Here is an 18,526-nt window from a genome sequence, read left to right on the forward strand (position 1 = left end):
CATCGTCAGGTGATTTAACCGGCGCTAGAACACAGAGTACACAGAGTCCGAGAATATATATCTGAATCATTCCGATGTTACCGGATTTGATATCACACACCCAAGAAACCGGGTTTTTCAGGAATTTTTGGCTTTGTAGGAAGTATTTTGCTAAAAAACCCGGTTTCTGCCTACCCTGCGTCCAAAATCTAAAATCTAAAATCTAAAATCCAAAATCTAAAATTCGATCGCCCATTCAAACCTAAAATCTTCCCAATGACTAAATTTAATTAAAATTTGTTAAGATTAACTCGACCTCAGCGCCGGTATTCCATCCGCCGCTAAACCAGCCCTTCCCCAGTCTCGATAATAATGCTGCGACTCGAACACATCAGTAAAATTTACCCCACAGGCGTCGTACTCAAAGATGTCACCTGGGAAGTCAAACCGGGCGATCGCATCGGCTTAGTAGGCGTTAACGGTGCCGGCAAATCCACCCAACTCAAAATCATCGCCGGCGAAATCGAACCCACCTCCGGCGAAGTCATTCGCCCCGCCAGCCTCCACATCGCCTACCTCTCCCAAGAATTTGAAATCGATCCCACCCGCACCGTCAAAGAGGAATTTTGGCGCGCCTTCAGCGAAGCCAACGAAGTTCACGAATCCTTGATGCAAGTCCACCGAGACTTGGAAAACTCCAACCCAGAAAATCTCGACCAACTGATCAACAAAATGGATCGGTTGCAACGGCAATTTGAAGGCTTAAATGGCTACGGTTTGGAAGCTCAAATCGAGAAAATTCTGCCCGAAATCGGATTTGAGATGGAAGATGGCGATCGATTAGTCAGCGCCTTCAGCGGCGGCTGGCAAATGCGGATGAGTTTGGGCAAAATTCTCCTCCAAAAACCCGACATCCTGCTGCTAGACGAACCTACCAACCACCTCGACTTAGAAACGATCGAATGGCTGGAAGTATACCTCAAAGGGCTGACAACCCCGATGGTAATCGTATCCCATGACCGCGAATTTCTCGATCGGCTTTGCACCCAAATCGTCGAAACCGAACGCGGCGTTTCCAGCACCTACCTCGGCAACTACTCATCCTACCTGCAACAAAAAGCAGAAGCCAGAGAAGCCCAACTCAGCGCCTACGAAAGCCAGCAAAAAGAACTAGAAAAACAGCAAGCCTTCGTTGAAAAATTCCGCGCCAGCGCCACGCGCAGCACCCAAGCCAAAAGCCGCGAAAAACAATTAGACAAAATCGAACGCATCGAAGCCCCCACCGGTGGCTTAAAAACCCTGCATTTCCGCTTTCCCCCCGCCCCCCGCAGCGGCCGGGAAGTCGCCATAATTGAAAACTTGGTGCACACCTACGGCGAAAAAATCCTATTTTTGGGAGCAGATTTATTAATTGAAAGAGGCGATCGCATAGCATTTCTCGGCCCCAACGGCGCAGGCAAATCAACCCTATTGCGCCTGATTATGGGTTTAGAACAACCAACCGAAGGCACAGTCAAAATGGGAGGCCACAACGTCATCCCCGGTTACTTTGAACAGAATCAAGCAGAAGCCTTAGACTTGAATAAAAGCGTGATGCAAACCATTCACGACGAAGTACCCGACTGGAAAAATGAAGAAGTTCGCACCTTATTGGGGCGGTTCTTATTTACCGGCGAAACAGTATTCAAACACGTCGGCGCTCTCAGCGGCGGAGAAAAAGCCCGCCTAGCTTTAGCAAAGATGCTGCTGGAACCCGTGAATTTGCTAATTTTGGACGAACCGACAAATCACCTCGACATTCCCGCCAAGGAGATGATGGAAGAGGCAATTCAGAACTACGACGGCACCGTAATCATCGTTTCGCACGATCGCTATTTTATTTCCCAAGTCGCCAACAAAATAGTAGAAGTTAGAGACGGCGAGTTTCGGACTTATCTGGGAGATTACCATTACTACCTAGATAAAATAACCGAAGAAAAAGAACAAGCCAAGTTAGCAAAACTTGAAGCAGAGAAAACGGCTAAAAAAGCCGAAAAAGAAGCCAAGAAAAAAGCCGCAGCCAAACAAAAGTAAGTAATCTCATGTCCGCTCGATGACTGTCATAAAAACGGTTTGTAGTGCGGACACTGACTGATATCAATTCCGGTTGACTCATACATGATGTTAACTGTTAACTGTCAACAGTTAACAGTTAACTGTCAACAGTGAAGTTACTATTCCGATGAAGAAAGGATTTGATATGATATCGTTTCCGGTTGCATCGTCAGGTGATTTAACCGCAGAGAACACAGAGGACACAGAGAGAGAGAGAATAGAGATATGAATACAGGACGATGCTACCGGATTTGATATGACCCACGCGCCATCCAATCGCGAGATCCGTCAATCGACCGGACATGATACTACTTGACTGCTACGGACACGACGTGGCCGCATCCCTAGGAATATGTAGCTGTAGGGTGCGGCGGATAAATCTTTTAGCGATCGCCCCGGCCACCTGATTTCCGCTTAAAGAAAGGCTTTTCGGAACTCAGACACTGCTGCAAATCATCACCTAAATCTCTAGGAAAACCATAATCTGCCACATACTTCATCAACTGATTGATCGGGCCGAATAAGATAGTATCTGTATCTTGTTGCAACAGAAATGTATCGTCAAATCCGTTGATTGTGTAAAAGTTTTCGCGGTGACTATCCACAGCAACGGAAGCCACCGTAACTCCATTAGAAGAAAAGCCTCTGAAACAGATTCTATTTTCCTTTTCAGCAATCTGAATGTATCGATAACCGCCACCGTGATAGACACCAACCTGTAAGGGTAAAGCAGCTAAAGAATTTTTAGCCCCGATGCTGGTCAAAAACAAAACTGTAAATCCCAATTTTGTGCAACAGTGCCAAAACTTCATTGTTGATTACTTCTAATCCAGCTAATACTGAAACCTTAACCCAAAATTATATTAATCATTTGATTGGCCTGCGATTCATACCCCCCGCCAAACAAATTAAAATGATTCAATACATGATATAAATTGTAAAGTATTTTGCGTTTTTCATAGCCAGAATCCAGCAACCAAACTTCATTATAACCCCGATAAAACGCTGCTGAAAAACCGCCGAACAGTTCAGTCATCGCCACATCAACCTCTCTGTCGCCCCAATAAGCAGCCGGGTCAAAAATTACCGGTTCTCCCGCCGCAGTTACCGACGCATTTCCTCCCCACAAATCCCCGTGAACCAACGAAGGTTGAGGCTTGTAACCCTCCAACAACTTCGGAATAGCTGCTAGCAAGCTTTCCCCCCGACTGAAATTTCCGCCCCGACGATTAGCCAACTTTAACTGATAACCAATCCGATGTTCGGCCCAAAATTCCGCCCAGTCACCAGTCCATTGATTAATTTGAGGAGTTGAGCCGATCGTATTATCGACATCCCAACCAAAACGTCCGCCCACAACGGCTAAATCACCCTCTTCTCCCCCTTTTAGCCCAGGTGGATGGGGAGGGATGTATTTGTGCATTTGAGCCAGTTTGCGCCCCATTTCTGACCAAGCTATCTCGCCCCCGCCACCTCGCAAATCCAGCCATTCCAACACAATATAAGCAGAATTGCCTTCTGTTCCCCAGCAAATCGGTTCAGGAACGCGAATCGTCTGAGTTTCTGCCATTTGCTGCAAGCCCAGAGTCTCAGCTTCAAACATCGCCACTTGGGAAGCTTGATTTATTTTCGCGAAATAAGTGCGCTTACTGCTGCTGATAGCATAGCCTTGGTTGATGCAGCCGCCACTGACTGAACGGCGGTTGTCGATGGAAAATGTTTCTCCGGTTGCTTCAGAGATGTGCGCGGCAATTTTGTCCCACATAGCATCAAATTGTCTTGAGGGCGATCGCAATTAGTGTATCAGCAATCAGCACAGAATTCACTACACAGGCAAGTGATAGGTCGTGCATTTTGTCAAAGACAGAATAAAATGCTTGACTCTCAAAGTCATGAATAGTAAGCATTGCATCTTGTTACAAGACTTTACCTTATTGCCGATCGCCCTCGCGCGCACCCTGCATTTATCCGGGAAAAATCATTTTCTCAAACCAATATATATAGTTAATTTTTTTGCCGATGAAAGCTTACAAATAATCGTTATCGACCGAACCCGAACAGGCTGCATTTCCTCTTGAATACTTTATCTTGACAATAGTTATTAACATTCAAAAAATATAGCAGTGGCGAGACAGGCTTCTAAATCTACTCATTATTCTGTATAGCCTTTTTCACATTGATGAGGTACGAATTTTCACTTAAAAAGCTTGGTGGTGTAAGGTTTGTAGCATAAATTAGCATACCTCATCTTTCTGAGAAACGCTATATCATTTAAAAAATCAGACTATCCCCCAAAGCGCTGTCTTTTAGTCTGCTGTTTCTAAGTCCTTTAATTCTTGCGTAGACTGCCATCCAGCTTCCCAGAGCGATCGATCTTTGAGCTGTCTGGCATTCAACCAAAAACGGATATTAGGATCGCAAGCCGCCACCATTTCCGCAAACACCCATTTACCTTCGTTTTTTCTGTTGACTACCTGGAAGTGCCGCCACCCCCAAGTTTTTTGGTGAGAAGTCCATCGGGAACCAACTAAATAAGGAAATTTTTGTTTCTTCGGCACAGTATTTTCGTTAACAAATATCTGACAAAGCAAGTTAATTGCAATAACTTCTTCTACTCTATTATATTAATCCTACATTCCCCACGAGCGAAAAACCTCTTCCATCATCTTTCGCTGAACTGGAGCTTACAGGACAGTCAAGCTAAACTCTCTCTGTAATATATAGCGGTTCTCAAGCGTGGTGAGATCTGCCCTATTGCCCACCCTTCGACTTCGCGATCGGACAAGATGCCCTATACGGAGGCCTATGCCGCATAGTACCTCATCTTGCTGAGAAAGGCTATATATGTGTTTATTGTAACTTGCAGCAGTTTCGCCTCCAAGCTCAAAATTAAGGGCAGTTCAGTGACTGCCCCTGTAATTAGATATACCTATGGAATAGGGTTCTTTTTTTGGGTCGATCGACAAATAGCAAATTTATGCAGCTCGAACTCGATCGTGAATCTCAAATCTAAAAGCAAATAACCTTGGTTGTAGTTGTGCGCCATCATCCGTTCTGCGAAACTGACTCAAATCTACTTTTTTAGCAGTTTTGACGTTCATTTCCTGCTTGTACCAAAGCGGTAGGCCACTTCTTGTCAGCAGGCGTTTTTCCGGGCCCAACTCTCCCTACAAACATGGTTTCAATCTCGATCCTGTCTCCTTGACGCTATACAGCTCAACAAAAACCACTTTTAAGTAAGATTGACTGATTTATGTACTCTGTCGCTACCCCCTTAATGACTTCCGTGTGAAGGCTTTTGGCCCGATAAATCCATTGGAAGTTGGGGAAGCCGGAGTCGCACCGCATTTGTTTGCAGCCAGAGAGTGATGGCGTGCTTCCGCTGCGGAGTCACGTACTCGCCCGGTCTGATCACGCCAGCACAGACACCGATGTTTTTCATAAGGGTTTCTCGCTCCGATGAACTTGCACCCTGTAGCAACCTGACTTGGGCTTTGATAAAATCCACGTTCATAGCAAAAAGTAAAATTAACTAAAGAACTCAGTTAAATAGCGATGCTTAGATTCCAGTTGTAACTCTAAAACCAATTGATACCAATCGAATTGATTCAATATCCCCAGGATGGGGATCGGGTGTCTAGAGCTAACCAACTTTATTTACTTTATCTGTTTTTGCCAGCAAAAGTGTCACTATGCTAGCAGTTTTGACAGAATTATTTATAATTAAGAACTGTTACAAATTTGGCTCACCTCCCACAATAATGCAGAGTTTAGTGCTAGCGCTACTCTCTTGAACTCAAAAAGTTCGGCATTACCTCGCGATCCATCCTTTTCTAGGTTTTATCCTCCCCCCTTGGGAAGGGATCGATCGCCGAACCTTCCTTTTCGATCGCCCCCATGAACACCCAGACACTGCTACCTTACCTTATTGATTTAGAGCAGTCCTATATTTAGCTCTCAACTATAACTTAAGGCATACGTATTGTTACTTGGGCTACCACAAGCGAGCAAGTTTTGATTCTGGTTGCTCAATGATATATTTTTTCGCTTTTGTTGCAAAGCTCTGATTATTGTTAATTAAGGAAGCTTAGTAATTTTTGTCAGCGAAAAATCGCTGTTGGCGAATCTAGACATTCTGCGCTAATGGGGATGAATCTGTTTTCCCGATTAATGGCGGGGATCGCCGACTACAACTACCGATCGCCCTTCATTTGTATAATTAATCACAAACCCCTCGATCCTAATAATTTTAAAATAGCACCAGTTCAAATAGGCTTCCATCTAGCGATAGCTGCTCCTACTCAAAAATATAAGTAAAACAAATCAACAGGCCAATACCCGCACGCTCTAGGTTGAGGGTACAGAATTATTTTTCGCCTTGAGTGTGTGATATCAATTCCGATTGCACTCACACATGATGTTAACAGTTAACAGTCAACAGTCAACAGTCAACAGTGAATTTACTGTGGTGATGCTGATTTATTTGATGTAATATCAGTTTAAAATGTCAAATATATAGCGATTTAATATATCCGCTAGATTGGCAATAAAACGTTTTTGGTCGGGATTTTATTCCTTCCATGTGTGCTAACTAAAGTCTTCACTACGAGCCAGTATTAATGACTGTAATTGTAGAAAAAATACGACACAATTAAATCAAGATTTAAGTGTATTTACAGTTTAAACCAACTAAAAATAACTAACATTTAATGGTTTGATTCACAAGCTAAATCAACTCATTTAGACAAAAAGAATTATTTTCACGACTTCCCGCAGGCGAGGATAAAAACCTGGTTGAGACTTTTTTTATACTGAAAAAACCAATATTTATATTAATTACGTTTGCACTCATACATGATGTTAACTGTTAACAGTCAACAGTCAACAGTCAACAGTGAATTTACTATTCCGATGAAGAGAGGATTTGATATTATGAGACAAACCCGGTTTATTTGCCTAAGTCCTGATTTCTTTTAAACACATCGTTACCGCTATCCTTCGGGTTGAAAAAAACAGGTTTTCTACTGTGGACGGGCGCGTCAATCGGGAGGAACTCATTTCGATCGCGCTTAAATGTTTTCTTGAAGCGCGATCGCGCAATAGCTCGAAGATATGGTATAATCAAGCGAGCGAAAACTGCACGGTCAACAGCTTGCGCGATCGATCTTCCCTGTCGATCGAGTTCCAGGACGTGAATTAAAGATATTAATTAACCAGTTCGTCGGAGATTGTTGGCTCAACAAAAAAACATCGCTCCGACAGCATATAAAATCCCCTCCGGCAAAATTGACGGAGGGGAAATTGTGGATAGAATTATGGGTGTTAATCGCTCTGTAGGTATTCTCTTGCAGTGTTAAGAGCGATCGGGCGATCGACCTACCTCAACTTGGTAGCTAAAATAATTTCCCGGTGGAAACCGGGAAATTATCAACTAAACCAACCTTTTTTCTATCGTTTCAGCTTAGCTTTCCAATTGGCGATAGCCTTTTGAGCCGGCTGATAACTCTTAGTACCCGACGGTATCAGCGAAGCAGTTTCAACCGCATCATTCAGCTTTCCTTGAGAGCCGCGCAACTGAGCAATTTTCAGAATAGCTTCGCTCCACTCTCCAATCAACTGCTGAGCTTCTTCATACTTGGGTTGACCAGCCTTAATTTTACTAGCTTGCTGGATGCCTTTAACGTAAGAAGAGGCAACTCCCCGCTTAATTTGACCCTTAGCCGCCGATAGCAAAGCAGTATTTACCTGCTGCTCTTTTGATAGCTCTTCCCACTGAGCGATCGCCTCTTTTGACTGATTGTAAACCGCCTTATTGACATCAGGCATCAATTTAGCCGCTGCGATCGCCCCGGTAAAGTCGCCCCGAGTCGCCCGCCCGTTAGCAATATCCAAAATCGTCAAACTCCAGCGCTCAATATCCTCCTGAGCCTGTGGGTAGAGCGGATCGCTAGCCGCAATCGTTCGAGCCTTAACCACCGCTCGATTAAAACTAGAAGCCGAACCATCCTTAAGGAAAGTTTTCGCCTCAGCCCACACCTGCTGGCTTGACTCAGTTTGCTTGGTTCCACTCGCGGCTTCCACCGCCTGCGGTTGCTTCTGCGGCAAAATAGCAGCAGTAGATTTTTTAGGCGGAGGATTTTGGGCATTCTCAACAGGCGATGGAGGCTCTGATTCCTGCTGGCCGATAAAAATCGATCGGTTCGTCAGAAAAACACCCAACAGCAGCACCAAAGCCGTAGCTCCACTCCACAAAACTAGCTGCTGCAAAAACGACTTGTCCGAGCCGCTGCGATCCGCATCCTGCGGAGGTACCGAGTTCGGTCGATCGTTCCCCCCACCAGCAGCAGGGACAACATTTGGCGGCGACACAGACGGCTTCTCCACCGGCGCATCAATCGCATTGTTAGCAGCCTCCGGCCGATCGATGCTAGCCGTAGCCACTCCGACTTGTGGGCGATCGAACCCCTCAGCCACACCAACAGCCATATTCCCATTCCGTCCCGCCAGCGCCGCAGTTGGCACCCCATTCGCATCCGGCAAAATCACCAAATGAGCCTTTCCTGGAGGATTCACCACCATCAAAGGTTCTTGTTTCGGACGCAAATGGTGGTCGCACAGCTCCGGGAGCCGATCGCTCAAGAAACGGTCTAAACCCTTAAGCGTCGTGCACTGTCCCGATCGCAAGCCCTCCAAAAGCGCCGTCGTAAAAAATCCCTGACGCAAAGCCGAAGTTTCCCGCGAAACTTGATTCGGGCGGCAAGAAAGCACCGTCGGGATTTCTAACTCCCGCGCCACCTCGGCCGTTTGAGCGCCGATCGTTTCCCCCGCCTTCACAATCTGGCTGCGGTTCATATCAACCAGCACCAACACCGTTTCCGTAGGAGCCTTTTTCAGAGTATTCAACAGGAACTCTACGGAAATCCCCGTACCCTCAATGTCCGCCGGATTTCCATCCGCCGGCATCAAATAATCCTTTCCTTCATAGCTGACACCGTAGCCGCTAAAAAAACACCAGAGTATATCTCCCTGTTGCAAGTGTTCCGCGCACAGGTTTTGCGTCAACCTCAGAATATTTTCGCGATTCGGATACGTTGATTGACCCCACAGCGACGGCGAGCTATCCGTCATCAGCAGACATCCCTCCGGTGCAAAACCAGCCTCCTCAGTCAAAAAACCGTACAGTGCCTCTGCATCCTCTTGGGCATAACTCAAAGGCTGGAGTAACTGATATTGATTGATGCCTATTGCAATACAAGCGTGATGTTTCATCGCCCTATACCCTATATATATAGTTAACAGCTTGCACAAAACGATAACACATAGTCGTTTAACGTTATATCCGCTTTTACCTTCTAGCCTCCGACAGCAATTCTCCCCAGCCACAACTCCCAATCATCCAAAATCAGCATCCTCAAAGTTTCACAGCTTAATATAGCGGTTCGATTGCGTGGTGAGCTATGCCCTATCCGGCCTATGCCCACCCTTCGACTTCCCTCGGGGGGCAAGATGCCCTAGGCCGGATAGTACCTCATATTAGAGCTCGAAAGGCTATATATTCCAGTCAAAAATTATACCCTCTACCTCTATTCAGAAAAATGACGTTAAATTGGATACACAGGCCGCTCTATTTGTTCTATTTGATTCTAATTTTTTGCAAACTACACAAAACAGGAGTAACCCGCTAAATGGTCTCTACAGTTCAAAAAGAAATTGCCACCCCCAGCGAGTCCCCACTCAAGAAAAAATTTCCTAAAAGCCACAACCATTATAGGTTTCAGGACTTTTTTGCCTTCGATCGCCAGTTTGGAACAATCAACGACTGGGGTAAGTCGCGCAACATTTTTACCAGCGAAGACTTCATCATCGGCTTGGTAGAAGGACTCGAAGAAGAAGTCGGCCCTGCTTCTTCTGTAATCATGTATACTATTGGTTGTCAGTGGGGAGTCCAAGATTCCGAATTTTTTCAAAAATGGTTTAGTGCCGAATTCGACCAGAACATTCGCCAGTCAAATCTCATGTTTCTGCTAGAAACTTGGTGGTGGCCGTTCACAGCTCAAGGTTGGGGTCGTTGGGAAGTGGACATGAGCGATCGCAAAAACGGGTGCATCTTCATCAACCTCTTTGACTCAGCAGTTGCTCGCACGTTGGGCGACGTGGGCAAACCAGTCTGTCACCTATACGCCGGTTTGTTTGCAGGTTTCTTCGGAGCTCTAGTCAAAAAGCCTCTAAGCTGCATAGAACTCCAATGTTACTCGATGGGAGAAACCTATTGTAAATTCCTCCTCGGCAACCCAGATAAAATTGATGCAGCAGCATTCTGGCTTAACGAAGGTGCTAACGCCCGCGATATTGAAAATCGACTGCAAAACGGTGAAATGTTGCGCTAAACAACCTGGAAAGGCACATACCCTGCCCTGCCTTTCCTCCCACCAATTCGCGATCGAAAGTGCGACGGTGGACCTCTCCAGGCAGGAAGAAAGATGAAAAGTCAAACTTTATGGTTGGACAAGTCTGTCCAAGACTTCTTTAATAACTACAATTGGCTGGGAAAACCTTTAGAAACCCAAAATGGCTCCACTCCCCGTCAAGTCCTGACTTTAACCCGATCGGTAGCCGAATTTTTTCAAGCTATTTCTTGGGAAGGAATTCCCCAAGTTGGATCCCTGCCCCTACCGCCACCCTTGCCAGTAATTTCTATTTCCGAACCAGCCGAAGTCACCATTGACGACCTATTCGACCTCTTTTAATCTGTTTGGGGAAGAGAAAACAAAAAAAAATCTATCTTCCCCCTTCCTTCTTCCAACTTCCATTTGTCTTCTTCCTTCTTCATTCCTCCTTCCTTTTAGAGAATAAATGCTATGGTGTGAGACATGACACAGAGAGCATTCAAGTACCGATTCTATTAGTGATGCCAGTTGGGAAGAATTAATCACGCAAGTTGAATATAAGTGTGAGTAGTACCGTAGGACATTTGTCAAAATTGACCGATGGTTTTCTAGCTATAGGCGTTGCCGGAATTACGGTAATATTGTAGATAAGTTACCAGTAAATACCAGAAAGTGGGATTTTCCTAAATGCGGGGCCAACCATGACCGCGATATTAATTCAGCTATTAAATATTTGGGCGGCAGGTCTTGCCGTTTCAGTCTGTGGAGCGAACGTAAGACTTAACAGAAATACTACTGTCGGGCAGTTAGTTGCCTAGAAACAGAAAGTCTAAGAAGTAATTCTTGGAATCAAGAGTGCGTTTATGCGCTTGGAGTATGTCAACAATAACCGATTACCACTAAATTAAAATTATGCACCCTGAAATTGAGGCGCTGCTGGATCAGGCAGAAAACCGTTTTTTAAAAGGCGAAGAACTCATAGCTTTTAAGCGTCAAATTGCAACCCTCTCCCAGCGCTTAAAAATTTATGAATTTTTGCGAGAGAAGGAAGCAAGCATCTTCCAACCAATCGCCAACCAGCTACAAGAAGCATTCCCAGATGAAAAATCAGAAACCCTAGAACGATCGCTCAAACACTGGCTCTTAGTCTTGCGGTACAGCTCTATGGCCATGCTGCTCAACGATCGAGATTTTCTCGAACAGCGACTCCTTGACTGGGTTTCCGGCATCGTCGAAGCCCACCACACTCAAAAAATCGAAATAAGTGTTTGCAATATGCTACAAACTCGCTTAAAAGAACTACTTTCTGAGCAAGCCAGAGCTATATTGCAACCATTCTTTGACCAAGCACAGTCAATGATTATCGATCGAGATAACGAAGAATAGGCAAATTCCCAATTCCCAATCCCTCCGCTTCGCTCCGCCCAATTCCCAATTCCTAATTCCTAATTTCCAATGATTAATATTGCCGACCTGCTCAAACAGCCCCGACTCCCTGGAAACTACTTTGCTAGCGATGCCTACGTCCGAGGCGACCTTGAACTCGGGCTGCTGGAGAACCGCCGGGGCGATCGACTCATAGCCCTCCCAGAAACACTAATTCAAGCCATTTATATCGGCTTAGAACAAGAAACCGGTCAAGCCTCCCGACTCGTCCTTTTTAACTGCGGTCGCTGGTGGGGAAAAAACTTCTACGTGCGTTTTTGCGAAGAAGTCAGCGAATACTACGGTCAGCCAGTTTCCGAAATGGAAATGGTAGAATTTCTGCAGTCCCTGCAACAGTGCTGGAAAACTCACGGATGGGGAACATTTGAACTTGACCCCAGCTATTCCGAACAGGGATTTTTAATAGTAAAAATTACTAACTCTCTGTTTGCCAAAACAGCCCCCAAATCCAAGTGGCCAGCCTGTTTTTTAGAAGCAGGAATCTTAAGTTCCTTCTTTACTCAGCTTACAGGTAGAGAACTCCACTGCCTGCAAACTTCTTGCGAATCCTTGGGTTCTGACTGCAACCGCTTTATTTTAGGGATACGCGATCGCCTGCAACCAGCAGATTTAATGCTCGAAGAAGGAGAAACTCACGAAGCTATTATTAGTAAACTTTGCAAACCCAAAAACTGACTTATTATCACAGCTATTAGTTGGTTTATAATAGCTGTGATAATATTTTAAATTTTCGGTCAATAAAAACTAATATCATCTCCGAAAATGGCGATCGCAATCAGATGGGTTCGATCGAAAGGAATGCAAGTCCTCTAATGATGAGGACTTGCATTCCTCATTACCAATTTTTATAGATTGCAGCAAATTGAGCCGACGTGGTACGATCGCTGCTATAGTGGGGAACGCAGGCCTAAAATTTTCTTTTTAGGAGACTGCTATCAGAGGGAGCATCTAAATTTTGCATTTGTAGTCCTGCCCCCCGCACAGCACAGGTTATACAACACTCGCTCTTGGCGGACAGCACTCAACTAAAACAATATTTTTACACAGCCGGAGATGCTCCAATATTCAGATGGACTTTATCATGTCTGGTAAATTACCATAACAAAAATATTTCGTAGTGCGGACTTTAGTCCGCAGCCTGAGAGCGGACTTTAGTCCGCACTACGAATCAATCTTATTGTTGTCAATCTACTGCCAACGAGATTATTCTTCCACCATTGCATCTACAAAAACATCTAAAAAGTAAGTTAAATTATAAAAAAGCTACAGAGTTTTAAAAATGGTTTTAGCCATCAAAAAAAGTTGGAAACTCGCAGCTAGACAATTCACAACTTACCCAACAAACTCATAAAACTTAAAAGCAATCACAACCTCAATTTTTTTGATCTAACTTAATGGACGCCAATGAACTTCTAAATCGATATGCAGCCGGCGAAAGAGATTTTAGACAGGCAAACCTGCGCGGCATTGTGTTGAGTCCGATCGATTTATTCCGTTCCAGCGATGCTCCAACTCTACGTTTGGACAACCTCAACGAACACCAGCAGCGACCCTACTTAATTGGTGCCAATCTCAGTGGGGCCGACCTCACCAAAGCCCATCTGAGCCGAGCAAACCTCAGCAAAGCCGACCTCAGCGGAGCAAACCTCACCGGCGCCAACCTCATGGCTGCAAGTCTGAGCGGAGCCAACCTCACCGGAGCCAACCTCACCGGAGCCAACCTCAGTGGTGCTCACCTGAATTGGGCAAACCTGACTGGAGCAATTCTCCTCAAGGCTAGTCTCATAGGTGCAGATATGAGCGCGGCAAAACTCTCCAAAGTCGTTCTGTGCGAGGCCAATCTCAGTAAAGCCTATCTGATTAAAGCTAATCTCAACGGGGCAAACTTGAAAGATGCAGACTTGAGTCTAGCCAGTCTCAAAGAAGCAGACTTGAGCCAAGCACAGCTCACCGGAGCTGAATTGTCCAAAGCCAATCTAGCCGGAGCCAACCTCACCGGTGCCAACCTCACCGGTGCCAACCTTTTGAAAGCTAACCTCAGACGAGCCAACCTCACTCAAGCCTATTTAAACGGCGCGTGTTTGAGCGAATCAGACCTCACCGAAGCTTGCTTGGAAAGAGCCAACTTGTGCAAAGCAGACCTCAGCAAAACCTACCTGAGAAAGATTGCTTTGAATGGCTGTCACTTAAGCGGTATCAACCTCAGCAACGCAGACCTGACTGGTGTAGATTTGAGTGGCAAACTTTTAACTGGAATCAATATGGCAGAGGCATTGTTAAACGAAGCTAATTTCAGCGGTGCTTATCTGATGGAAGCCAACTTGAGCGGGGCCAACCTCAGCAAAGCCAACTTGAGCGGAGCCTACCTGATTAGTGCCAACCTTTCTAATTCTTGCCTACACGAAATTGATTTGAGCAAAGCTAACCTGAGTAAAGCCAACTTACGGAAAGCTGACTTGACAGGAGCCAACCTCCGGGGAGCCATTCTCACTGAGGCCACTTTGACTGGAGCAAAATTGATTGGAGCCATTCTTCCTAACGGCAAAATTTATCGCGGTTAAGAAGGTGTTAACTCCCTTGATTATTTGCCCAGTAAAGTGCGGTTCATGTCCAGAATAGGAAAAAATAGGTTGGTTTCTTCAGTCGTGAGATATTGTTTGAGTACCTTTTTCATCACATCGTAGGTCACGGTCGCAATATTTCTAACTTGAACAGCACCTAAAATAGTTTGCAACCAAAGCAATAGTCGATCGCGCAACCGTTCAGTATCATTAATCAACAGTGCTGCCGTCGAATGCCTCAACACCCGCAGAATATCTCCACGGCACTTTTCAGTCACATCTTGAGTCCCCCGGCGAAATAAATTAGGGTCGAGAGACCGCATTTGTGCTTCCACTTGCCGCATAATTTCTGTTTCAGAGGCTTGAATTTTTTTATAAGCACTCATCCGGTGATTCAAAGACTGAAAGTAGTCTTTCAAAAATTGGAGCTCGTCAGCAGTGGCGTAGCGTCCGTCTGCTTCCGTACTTAAACGCGCAAGTTGGCTCAGCATATAATTTTTTTATTTTGGGCAACAATCTGTTTAAATACAACATATCAAGTTTTGACGCTAATTGGGGCAGCTTCCCCCATCCGCAATTAGATTAATACCAATTTCATAAAGTAGCGCTAGATATTACCCCCCCAACTCCCCCCAAAGCATCGGGGGGCTAAGACTTCATCAGCACATCTTTAGAAAAATGGTATAACGTTGGTAATTTACGCTTCTTTAGTCCGAACTAAATATTGTCCTACTTGGAAGCGGGTTTCATTAAGCTGTGCAACGATCGAACGAGTAATCAACTTTCCCGATTCCACAACTACTTGACCCGTAATTGGGTGTAGCAAATCTTGCTGGGCCCGGCGGCCGATCAGAGCTTCCACATTTTCGATAGCATTGATGTACATCCCCGCAGGTATCTGTACAACCACACCCTCGCCGATAATTTGCGCCTGACAAGCAAGTCGCGAATTGGCTTGAGCTGTAGTAATGACTTCCAACGTCCTCCTCTCGCGGCGGTTGATGTCAGACAAGCCTTCCATGCCGTCTTTAATGTAAACGTGGCAGGTAGCGCACATTCCCCGCCCTCCGCATTCCTTGAGAACGTCTAAGTCTTTGGAAAGTAAGGCAGACAGGATATTCGATCGGGTTTCCACTGCCATTTCTTCGGCAATTGGATCTAGTCTAATAATTTTAACCATATTGATTTTTCATTCTGTCCAATTAAGTATGCCAGCGTGAAATATTTAAAGTTCAAACAATTTGGGGTGATTCGTAAAAACGTTAAGATTGTTTGACAGCATCGGCTTCCGGTTCTCGAACCCTGATTGCATAACCGCGAGTGCTGTTTTGGTAATCGCTGTTGAGTCGCCCTATTCCCCAACGTAAGCTGCGATGGCTAAAACCTGAGACGGTTTCTCCAAAGCCTTAAACAAACTGTAATACTCGCGATCGACTAAAATAGCAGCCACGGGTAGTTCCAGATCGGGCATCCGAATCAGGCAATATTGATACTGATTCCGAAGCTCAAGGATTTTAGTAGGTGCGATTGCGCGATCGCCTTTAGTCAGCCGAGAATGAACCTGAGATAACATAGCAGTAACTGGCGATCGATTCAAAGTTTGAATTTTGGTCAGAATTTTTTACATATTTTAATACTAGCTCAAGCATTTCCTATAATTAGACAGATGCAACATTCTAAATACCGTATTTTAGGGCTAGTCGGACAAGGGCAATTCGGTCGGGTATTTTGTGCCAGCGTTCGAGAAACTCCCGCCAAAGACTCCCGCCTCACCAGCCAACTGGTTGCTCTCAAAGAACTCAGCCATCAAAAAGCCCCAACTAGCGAATTCTTGCGAGAGCTGTGGTTTCTGATCACCTTGCAGCACCCCAACATTGTCACCTGCCGAGCTCTAGAACACACAGCTACAGGCAGGTACTTGGTCATGGACTACTGCGAGGGCGGAACCCTCCGCAACCTGCTCAAACAAGACCGTCCCTTGCGGCTGCTCGAAGGTTTGCAGTTAGTCATGGAAGTTTTAACAGGCTTAGACTACGCCCACCGCCGAGGTGTAGTTCACTGCGACGTAAAACCAGAAAATATTCTCCTAACTCTAGGCTCCAGAGGTTGGTCGCCACGCCTGTCTGACTTTGGTATCGCCCGCCGGCTGCCAGAAATCGGTACAACTCGCCTCCATCAAGAACTTTCTCCAGACGCTACCGTAGGTTCCCCCGCTTACATGGCCCCAGAGCGGTTTTACGGTCTTTATTCCCCCATGTCAGATATATATGCAGTGGGAATTCTGTTGTTTGAGTTGCTAATGGGCTACCGCCCTTTCGGTGGAACCCCCGGAGACTTGAGGTGGGCGCACCTGAATCAACGCTTGCAACTTCCCGACGCTATTCCCGAACCTTTACAAGCAATAGTCAAAAAATCTTTGGAAAAGCTTCCGGCCCGGCGTTTTGCCAGTGCTTCCCAAATGGCTCAAGCTCTGCGGCTGATCCTGTACGACCCCGCTGTCAGGCAATTGGGCGACTGCATAGTTCCTTGGGAAAATCCCGCAACCCGCGGCGCTAAAAGTCTGAAGTCCGACACTGATTCTTTGACCCAAGTCGAAGAGAAAGAACCATCAGGGCAGGCTATTAATTTACTTCAGACTGTGCGTTATGCGGTTTCGCAGCCAAAGCCGCTGATACTTTCTGCACCGCTGACGGCTTTGATTGCGACTGAGAAGTATCTCTACGCTGCAGTAGATAAAGATGTGAAGGTTTGGTGTCAGCCGGAAAATCCGCTAGTTACCGAAGAAATGCCGACTTCTATATCTATGCCGGAAACCGTGCGTGGCATTTTACCGACTTCCCACGGCTGCTGCGTTCTGACTCCACAAAAAATTTACTGGATGGGCGATCGATCTTGGGAACCTCACTGCTTGCTGGATACGGGTTTAAGGCAAGGTGCGGATGCTTTTAAAGCTGCTGTTGATTCTCACGGCCGCTGGTTGACAGTGGCTGTTCCGGGAGAACTGCGCTTTTATGCTTTAGGTGCAAACATTGCCGAGGGCAATTTAGAACAAGCTCCCAGGTCGATCGCTACTGTACCGTTCGCGGAACACTATTTACCTGAATTAATGTTTTTGGATGGGCGACACGTCTTAGCCATTTGGCCGGACAACGAACCGAAAAATCCCCAAACTATTTTTAGGGTTTACACTCGTCGCGGCAATTCGGTGGGTTCTGTGCGGTTGTCTGCCAGCGTCGGAGAGATGCTGCTGACACCTGAGCCTTATACTTTGCTGGGAATTCCTCAATCTGGGAAAGCGGCCGTGTTGTTGATGAAATTGTGGCCGCTCAAGGTAGCTCGGATTCCCCTGGAAAGTTTGCCCGTCTCTGCTTGTGTGGCTAATTGGGGATGGGTTTTGGCGGATGTTGCGGGGCAGATTCTCGTTTTAAACAGTCAAGGTACTCAAGTAGGGAATTTTAGCAGCCCCGCTACACCTAGGGCGATCGCCCCTTGGGGGAAGACGGGTTTGGTGATTGCTACGAATACTGATTCGGAGGGTCACTTACACTTTTTAGATGTAGGCGTTGAGGAGGCTAGCTCGATATCGAACCTCAAAGGCTGATAACTAACTTAACTATCAGGTGTTTCGGGGTTGTTTGAATTAAGGAGAGTTTAGTTGCGGGTGATTTTGGTCTAACGGGACACGGCACGCGGGCGATCGGGTTAATCCTACGTCCAACCCCCCTTTCGTCAAGTCCAGCGAGTGCGCGCACTACTTATATATATGAGTGAGGTTCACCAACCACCTGCTTGTGTGATGGTGAACCGTGCGATCGGTCGTCACACCCTAGCTCCAGCGCGATCGGGCGATTAAGTGCGATCGTCTTTTACCTTGCGAAGCATTTTATATGGCCTTGATGACAGACCAGCCAAAAAGACGGTTAGCAGTGGAAAAAGGGCGTGTTGGGGGCAAAGAGGAGTGAGCTAGGGGATGAAAAACAAAACTCAGCAGTGGAAACCCTTGCTGCCTATGACTTCCAAATCAAGCAGAAAACTTTGCAAAAAAGCTTGACAACTCAG

General features: G+C 45.9%; 18 protein-coding genes. 8 read left to right on the forward strand and 10 right to left on the reverse strand.

What is annotated here, in order from left to right; all coding sequences use genetic code 11:
- Positions 1–351 precede the first annotated feature (351 nt).
- Positions 352–2,052 (forward strand): ABC-F family ATP-binding cassette domain-containing protein, encoded by a 1,701-nt coding sequence (locus tag QUA97_RS26345; RefSeq protein WP_194011810.1) that lies wholly within the window; start codon positions 352–354, stop codon positions 2,050–2,052.
- A gap of 404 nt (positions 2,053–2,456) precedes the next feature.
- Here QUA97_RS26345 and QUA97_RS26350 read toward each other — a convergent pair whose 3' ends face one another.
- From QUA97_RS26350 to QUA97_RS26380, 7 genes are all read right to left on the reverse strand, one after another.
- Positions 2,457–2,885 carry a hypothetical protein gene (locus QUA97_RS26350; RefSeq protein ID WP_194071162.1) on the reverse strand — a complete coding sequence of 143 codons (429 nt, stop codon included), beginning with the start codon at positions 2,883–2,885 and terminating at the stop codon, positions 2,457–2,459.
- A 35-nt stretch (positions 2,886–2,920) separates the two neighbouring features.
- Positions 2,921–3,838, reverse strand: coding sequence for a fructosamine kinase family protein (locus tag QUA97_RS26355; protein WP_194071161.1), 918 nt, complete (start codon positions 3,836–3,838; stop codon positions 2,921–2,923).
- Between the two features lie 4 nt (positions 3,839–3,842).
- Entirely contained in the window at positions 3,843–3,980 is a 138-nt protein-coding gene (locus tag QUA97_RS26360) for a hypothetical protein (RefSeq protein WP_194071160.1), read from the reverse strand.
- Positions 3,981–4,379: 399 nt separating this feature from the next.
- Entirely contained in the window at positions 4,380–4,631 is a 252-nt protein-coding gene (locus QUA97_RS26365; RefSeq protein WP_194071159.1) for a TIGR02450 family Trp-rich protein, read from the reverse strand.
- Between the two features lie 417 nt (positions 4,632–5,048).
- Positions 5,049–5,174 (reverse strand): hypothetical protein, encoded by a 126-nt coding sequence (locus tag QUA97_RS26370; RefSeq protein ID WP_255513014.1) that lies wholly within the window; start codon positions 5,172–5,174, stop codon positions 5,049–5,051.
- A gap of 173 nt (positions 5,175–5,347) precedes the next feature.
- The gene (locus QUA97_RS26375) at positions 5,348–5,515 is read right to left on the reverse strand and encodes a hypothetical protein (RefSeq protein ID WP_228042412.1); all 168 of its coding nucleotides are present in this window, start codon (positions 5,513–5,515) and stop codon (positions 5,348–5,350) included.
- A gap of 2,006 nt (positions 5,516–7,521) precedes the next feature.
- Positions 7,522–9,342, reverse strand: a complete 1,821-nt coding sequence (locus QUA97_RS26380; protein ID WP_333197158.1) for a caspase family protein — start codon at positions 9,340–9,342, stop codon at positions 7,522–7,524.
- A gap of 416 nt (positions 9,343–9,758) precedes the next feature.
- Between QUA97_RS26380 and QUA97_RS26385 the strand changes: the two genes are divergently transcribed.
- The 6 genes from QUA97_RS26385 to QUA97_RS26410 all read left to right on the forward strand — a co-directional run bounded on the left by QUA97_RS26385 (position 9,759) and on the right by QUA97_RS26410 (position 14,467).
- Positions 9,759–10,460: a V4R domain-containing protein gene (locus QUA97_RS26385; protein ID WP_194071052.1), complete on the forward strand. Its 702-nt coding sequence runs from the start codon at positions 9,759–9,761 to the stop codon at positions 10,458–10,460.
- Positions 10,461–10,553: 93 nt separating this feature from the next.
- A complete protein-coding gene (locus QUA97_RS26390) occupies positions 10,554–10,820 on the forward strand; it encodes a hypothetical protein (RefSeq protein WP_194011816.1) in 267 nt (88 codons plus the stop codon).
- Between the two features lie 232 nt (positions 10,821–11,052).
- On the forward strand, positions 11,053–11,244 hold the full coding sequence (locus QUA97_RS26395) for a zinc ribbon domain-containing protein (protein WP_194071058.1): 192 nt from the start codon (positions 11,053–11,055) through the stop codon (positions 11,242–11,244).
- 128 nt (positions 11,245–11,372) lie between these two features.
- Positions 11,373–11,846 carry a phycobilisome protein gene (locus tag QUA97_RS26400; protein ID WP_194071053.1) on the forward strand — a complete coding sequence of 158 codons (474 nt, stop codon included), beginning with the start codon at positions 11,373–11,375 and terminating at the stop codon, positions 11,844–11,846.
- Positions 11,847–11,915: 69 nt separating this feature from the next.
- The gene (locus QUA97_RS26405) at positions 11,916–12,581 is read left to right on the forward strand and encodes a V4R domain-containing protein (RefSeq protein ID WP_194071054.1); all 666 of its coding nucleotides are present in this window, start codon (positions 11,916–11,918) and stop codon (positions 12,579–12,581) included.
- Between the two features lie 719 nt (positions 12,582–13,300).
- On the forward strand, positions 13,301–14,467 hold the full coding sequence (locus tag QUA97_RS26410; RefSeq protein ID WP_194071055.1) for a pentapeptide repeat-containing protein: 1,167 nt from the start codon (positions 13,301–13,303) through the stop codon (positions 14,465–14,467).
- Between the two features lie 20 nt (positions 14,468–14,487).
- Here QUA97_RS26410 and QUA97_RS26415 read toward each other — a convergent pair whose 3' ends face one another.
- The 3 genes from QUA97_RS26415 to QUA97_RS26425 form a co-directional block, all read right to left on the reverse strand.
- The gene (locus tag QUA97_RS26415) at positions 14,488–14,958 is read right to left on the reverse strand and encodes a phycobilisome protein (RefSeq protein WP_194011820.1); all 471 of its coding nucleotides are present in this window, start codon (positions 14,956–14,958) and stop codon (positions 14,488–14,490) included.
- Between the two features lie 206 nt (positions 14,959–15,164).
- On the reverse strand, positions 15,165–15,647 hold the full coding sequence (locus tag QUA97_RS26420; RefSeq protein ID WP_194071056.1) for a 2Fe-2S iron-sulfur cluster-binding protein: 483 nt from the start codon (positions 15,645–15,647) through the stop codon (positions 15,165–15,167).
- A gap of 171 nt (positions 15,648–15,818) precedes the next feature.
- On the reverse strand, positions 15,819–16,064 hold the full coding sequence (locus QUA97_RS26425; RefSeq protein WP_333197166.1) for a hypothetical protein: 246 nt from the start codon (positions 16,062–16,064) through the stop codon (positions 15,819–15,821).
- 69 nt (positions 16,065–16,133) lie between these two features.
- Here QUA97_RS26425 and QUA97_RS26430 point away from each other — a divergent pair, with 69 nt between their 5' ends.
- Positions 16,134–18,068, forward strand: coding sequence for a serine/threonine-protein kinase (locus tag QUA97_RS26430; protein WP_194071057.1), 1,935 nt, complete (start codon positions 16,134–16,136; stop codon positions 18,066–18,068).
- The last annotated feature ends 458 nt before the right edge of the window (positions 18,069–18,526 follow it).

Source organism: Microcoleus sp. CZ3-B2, from assembly GCF_036705055.1.
Lineage (GTDB): Bacteria > Cyanobacteriota > Cyanobacteriia > Cyanobacteriales > Microcoleaceae > Microcoleus.

What these genes read in the sequence shown, in the direction of transcription:
- QUA97_RS26345 (WP_194011810.1), top strand. Translation starts at nt 352, where the DNA reads ATGCTGCGACTCGAACACATCAGTAAAATTTACCCCACAGGCGTCGTA.
- QUA97_RS26350 (WP_194071162.1), bottom strand. Translation starts at nt 2,885, where the DNA reads ATGAAGTTTTGGCACTGTTGCACAAAATTGGGATTTACAGTTTTGTTT.
- QUA97_RS26355 (WP_194071161.1), bottom strand. Translation starts at nt 3,838, where the DNA reads ATGTGGGACAAAATTGCCGCGCACATCTCTGAAGCAACCGGAGAAACA.
- QUA97_RS26360 (WP_194071160.1), bottom strand. Translation starts at nt 3,980, where the DNA reads ATGCTTACTATTCATGACTTTGAGAGTCAAGCATTTTATTCTGTCTTT.
- QUA97_RS26370 (WP_255513014.1), bottom strand. Translation starts at nt 5,174, where the DNA reads ATGAACGTCAAAACTGCTAAAAAAGTAGATTTGAGTCAGTTTCGCAGA.
- QUA97_RS26375 (WP_228042412.1), bottom strand. Translation starts at nt 5,515, where the DNA reads ATGAAAAACATCGGTGTCTGTGCTGGCGTGATCAGACCGGGCGAGTAC.
- QUA97_RS26380 (WP_333197158.1), bottom strand. Translation starts at nt 9,342, where the DNA reads ATGAAACATCACGCTTGTATTGCAATAGGCATCAATCAATATCAGTTA.
- QUA97_RS26385 (WP_194071052.1), top strand. Translation starts at nt 9,759, where the DNA reads ATGGTCTCTACAGTTCAAAAAGAAATTGCCACCCCCAGCGAGTCCCCA.
- QUA97_RS26390 (WP_194011816.1), top strand. Translation starts at nt 10,554, where the DNA reads ATGAAAAGTCAAACTTTATGGTTGGACAAGTCTGTCCAAGACTTCTTT.
- QUA97_RS26400 (WP_194071053.1), top strand. Translation starts at nt 11,373, where the DNA reads ATGCACCCTGAAATTGAGGCGCTGCTGGATCAGGCAGAAAACCGTTTT.
- QUA97_RS26405 (WP_194071054.1), top strand. Translation starts at nt 11,916, where the DNA reads ATGATTAATATTGCCGACCTGCTCAAACAGCCCCGACTCCCTGGAAAC.
- QUA97_RS26410 (WP_194071055.1), top strand. Translation starts at nt 13,301, where the DNA reads ATGGACGCCAATGAACTTCTAAATCGATATGCAGCCGGCGAAAGAGAT.
- QUA97_RS26415 (WP_194011820.1), bottom strand. Translation starts at nt 14,958, where the DNA reads ATGCTGAGCCAACTTGCGCGTTTAAGTACGGAAGCAGACGGACGCTAC.
- QUA97_RS26420 (WP_194071056.1), bottom strand. Translation starts at nt 15,647, where the DNA reads ATGGTTAAAATTATTAGACTAGATCCAATTGCCGAAGAAATGGCAGTG.
- QUA97_RS26430 (WP_194071057.1), top strand. Translation starts at nt 16,134, where the DNA reads ATGCAACATTCTAAATACCGTATTTTAGGGCTAGTCGGACAAGGGCAA.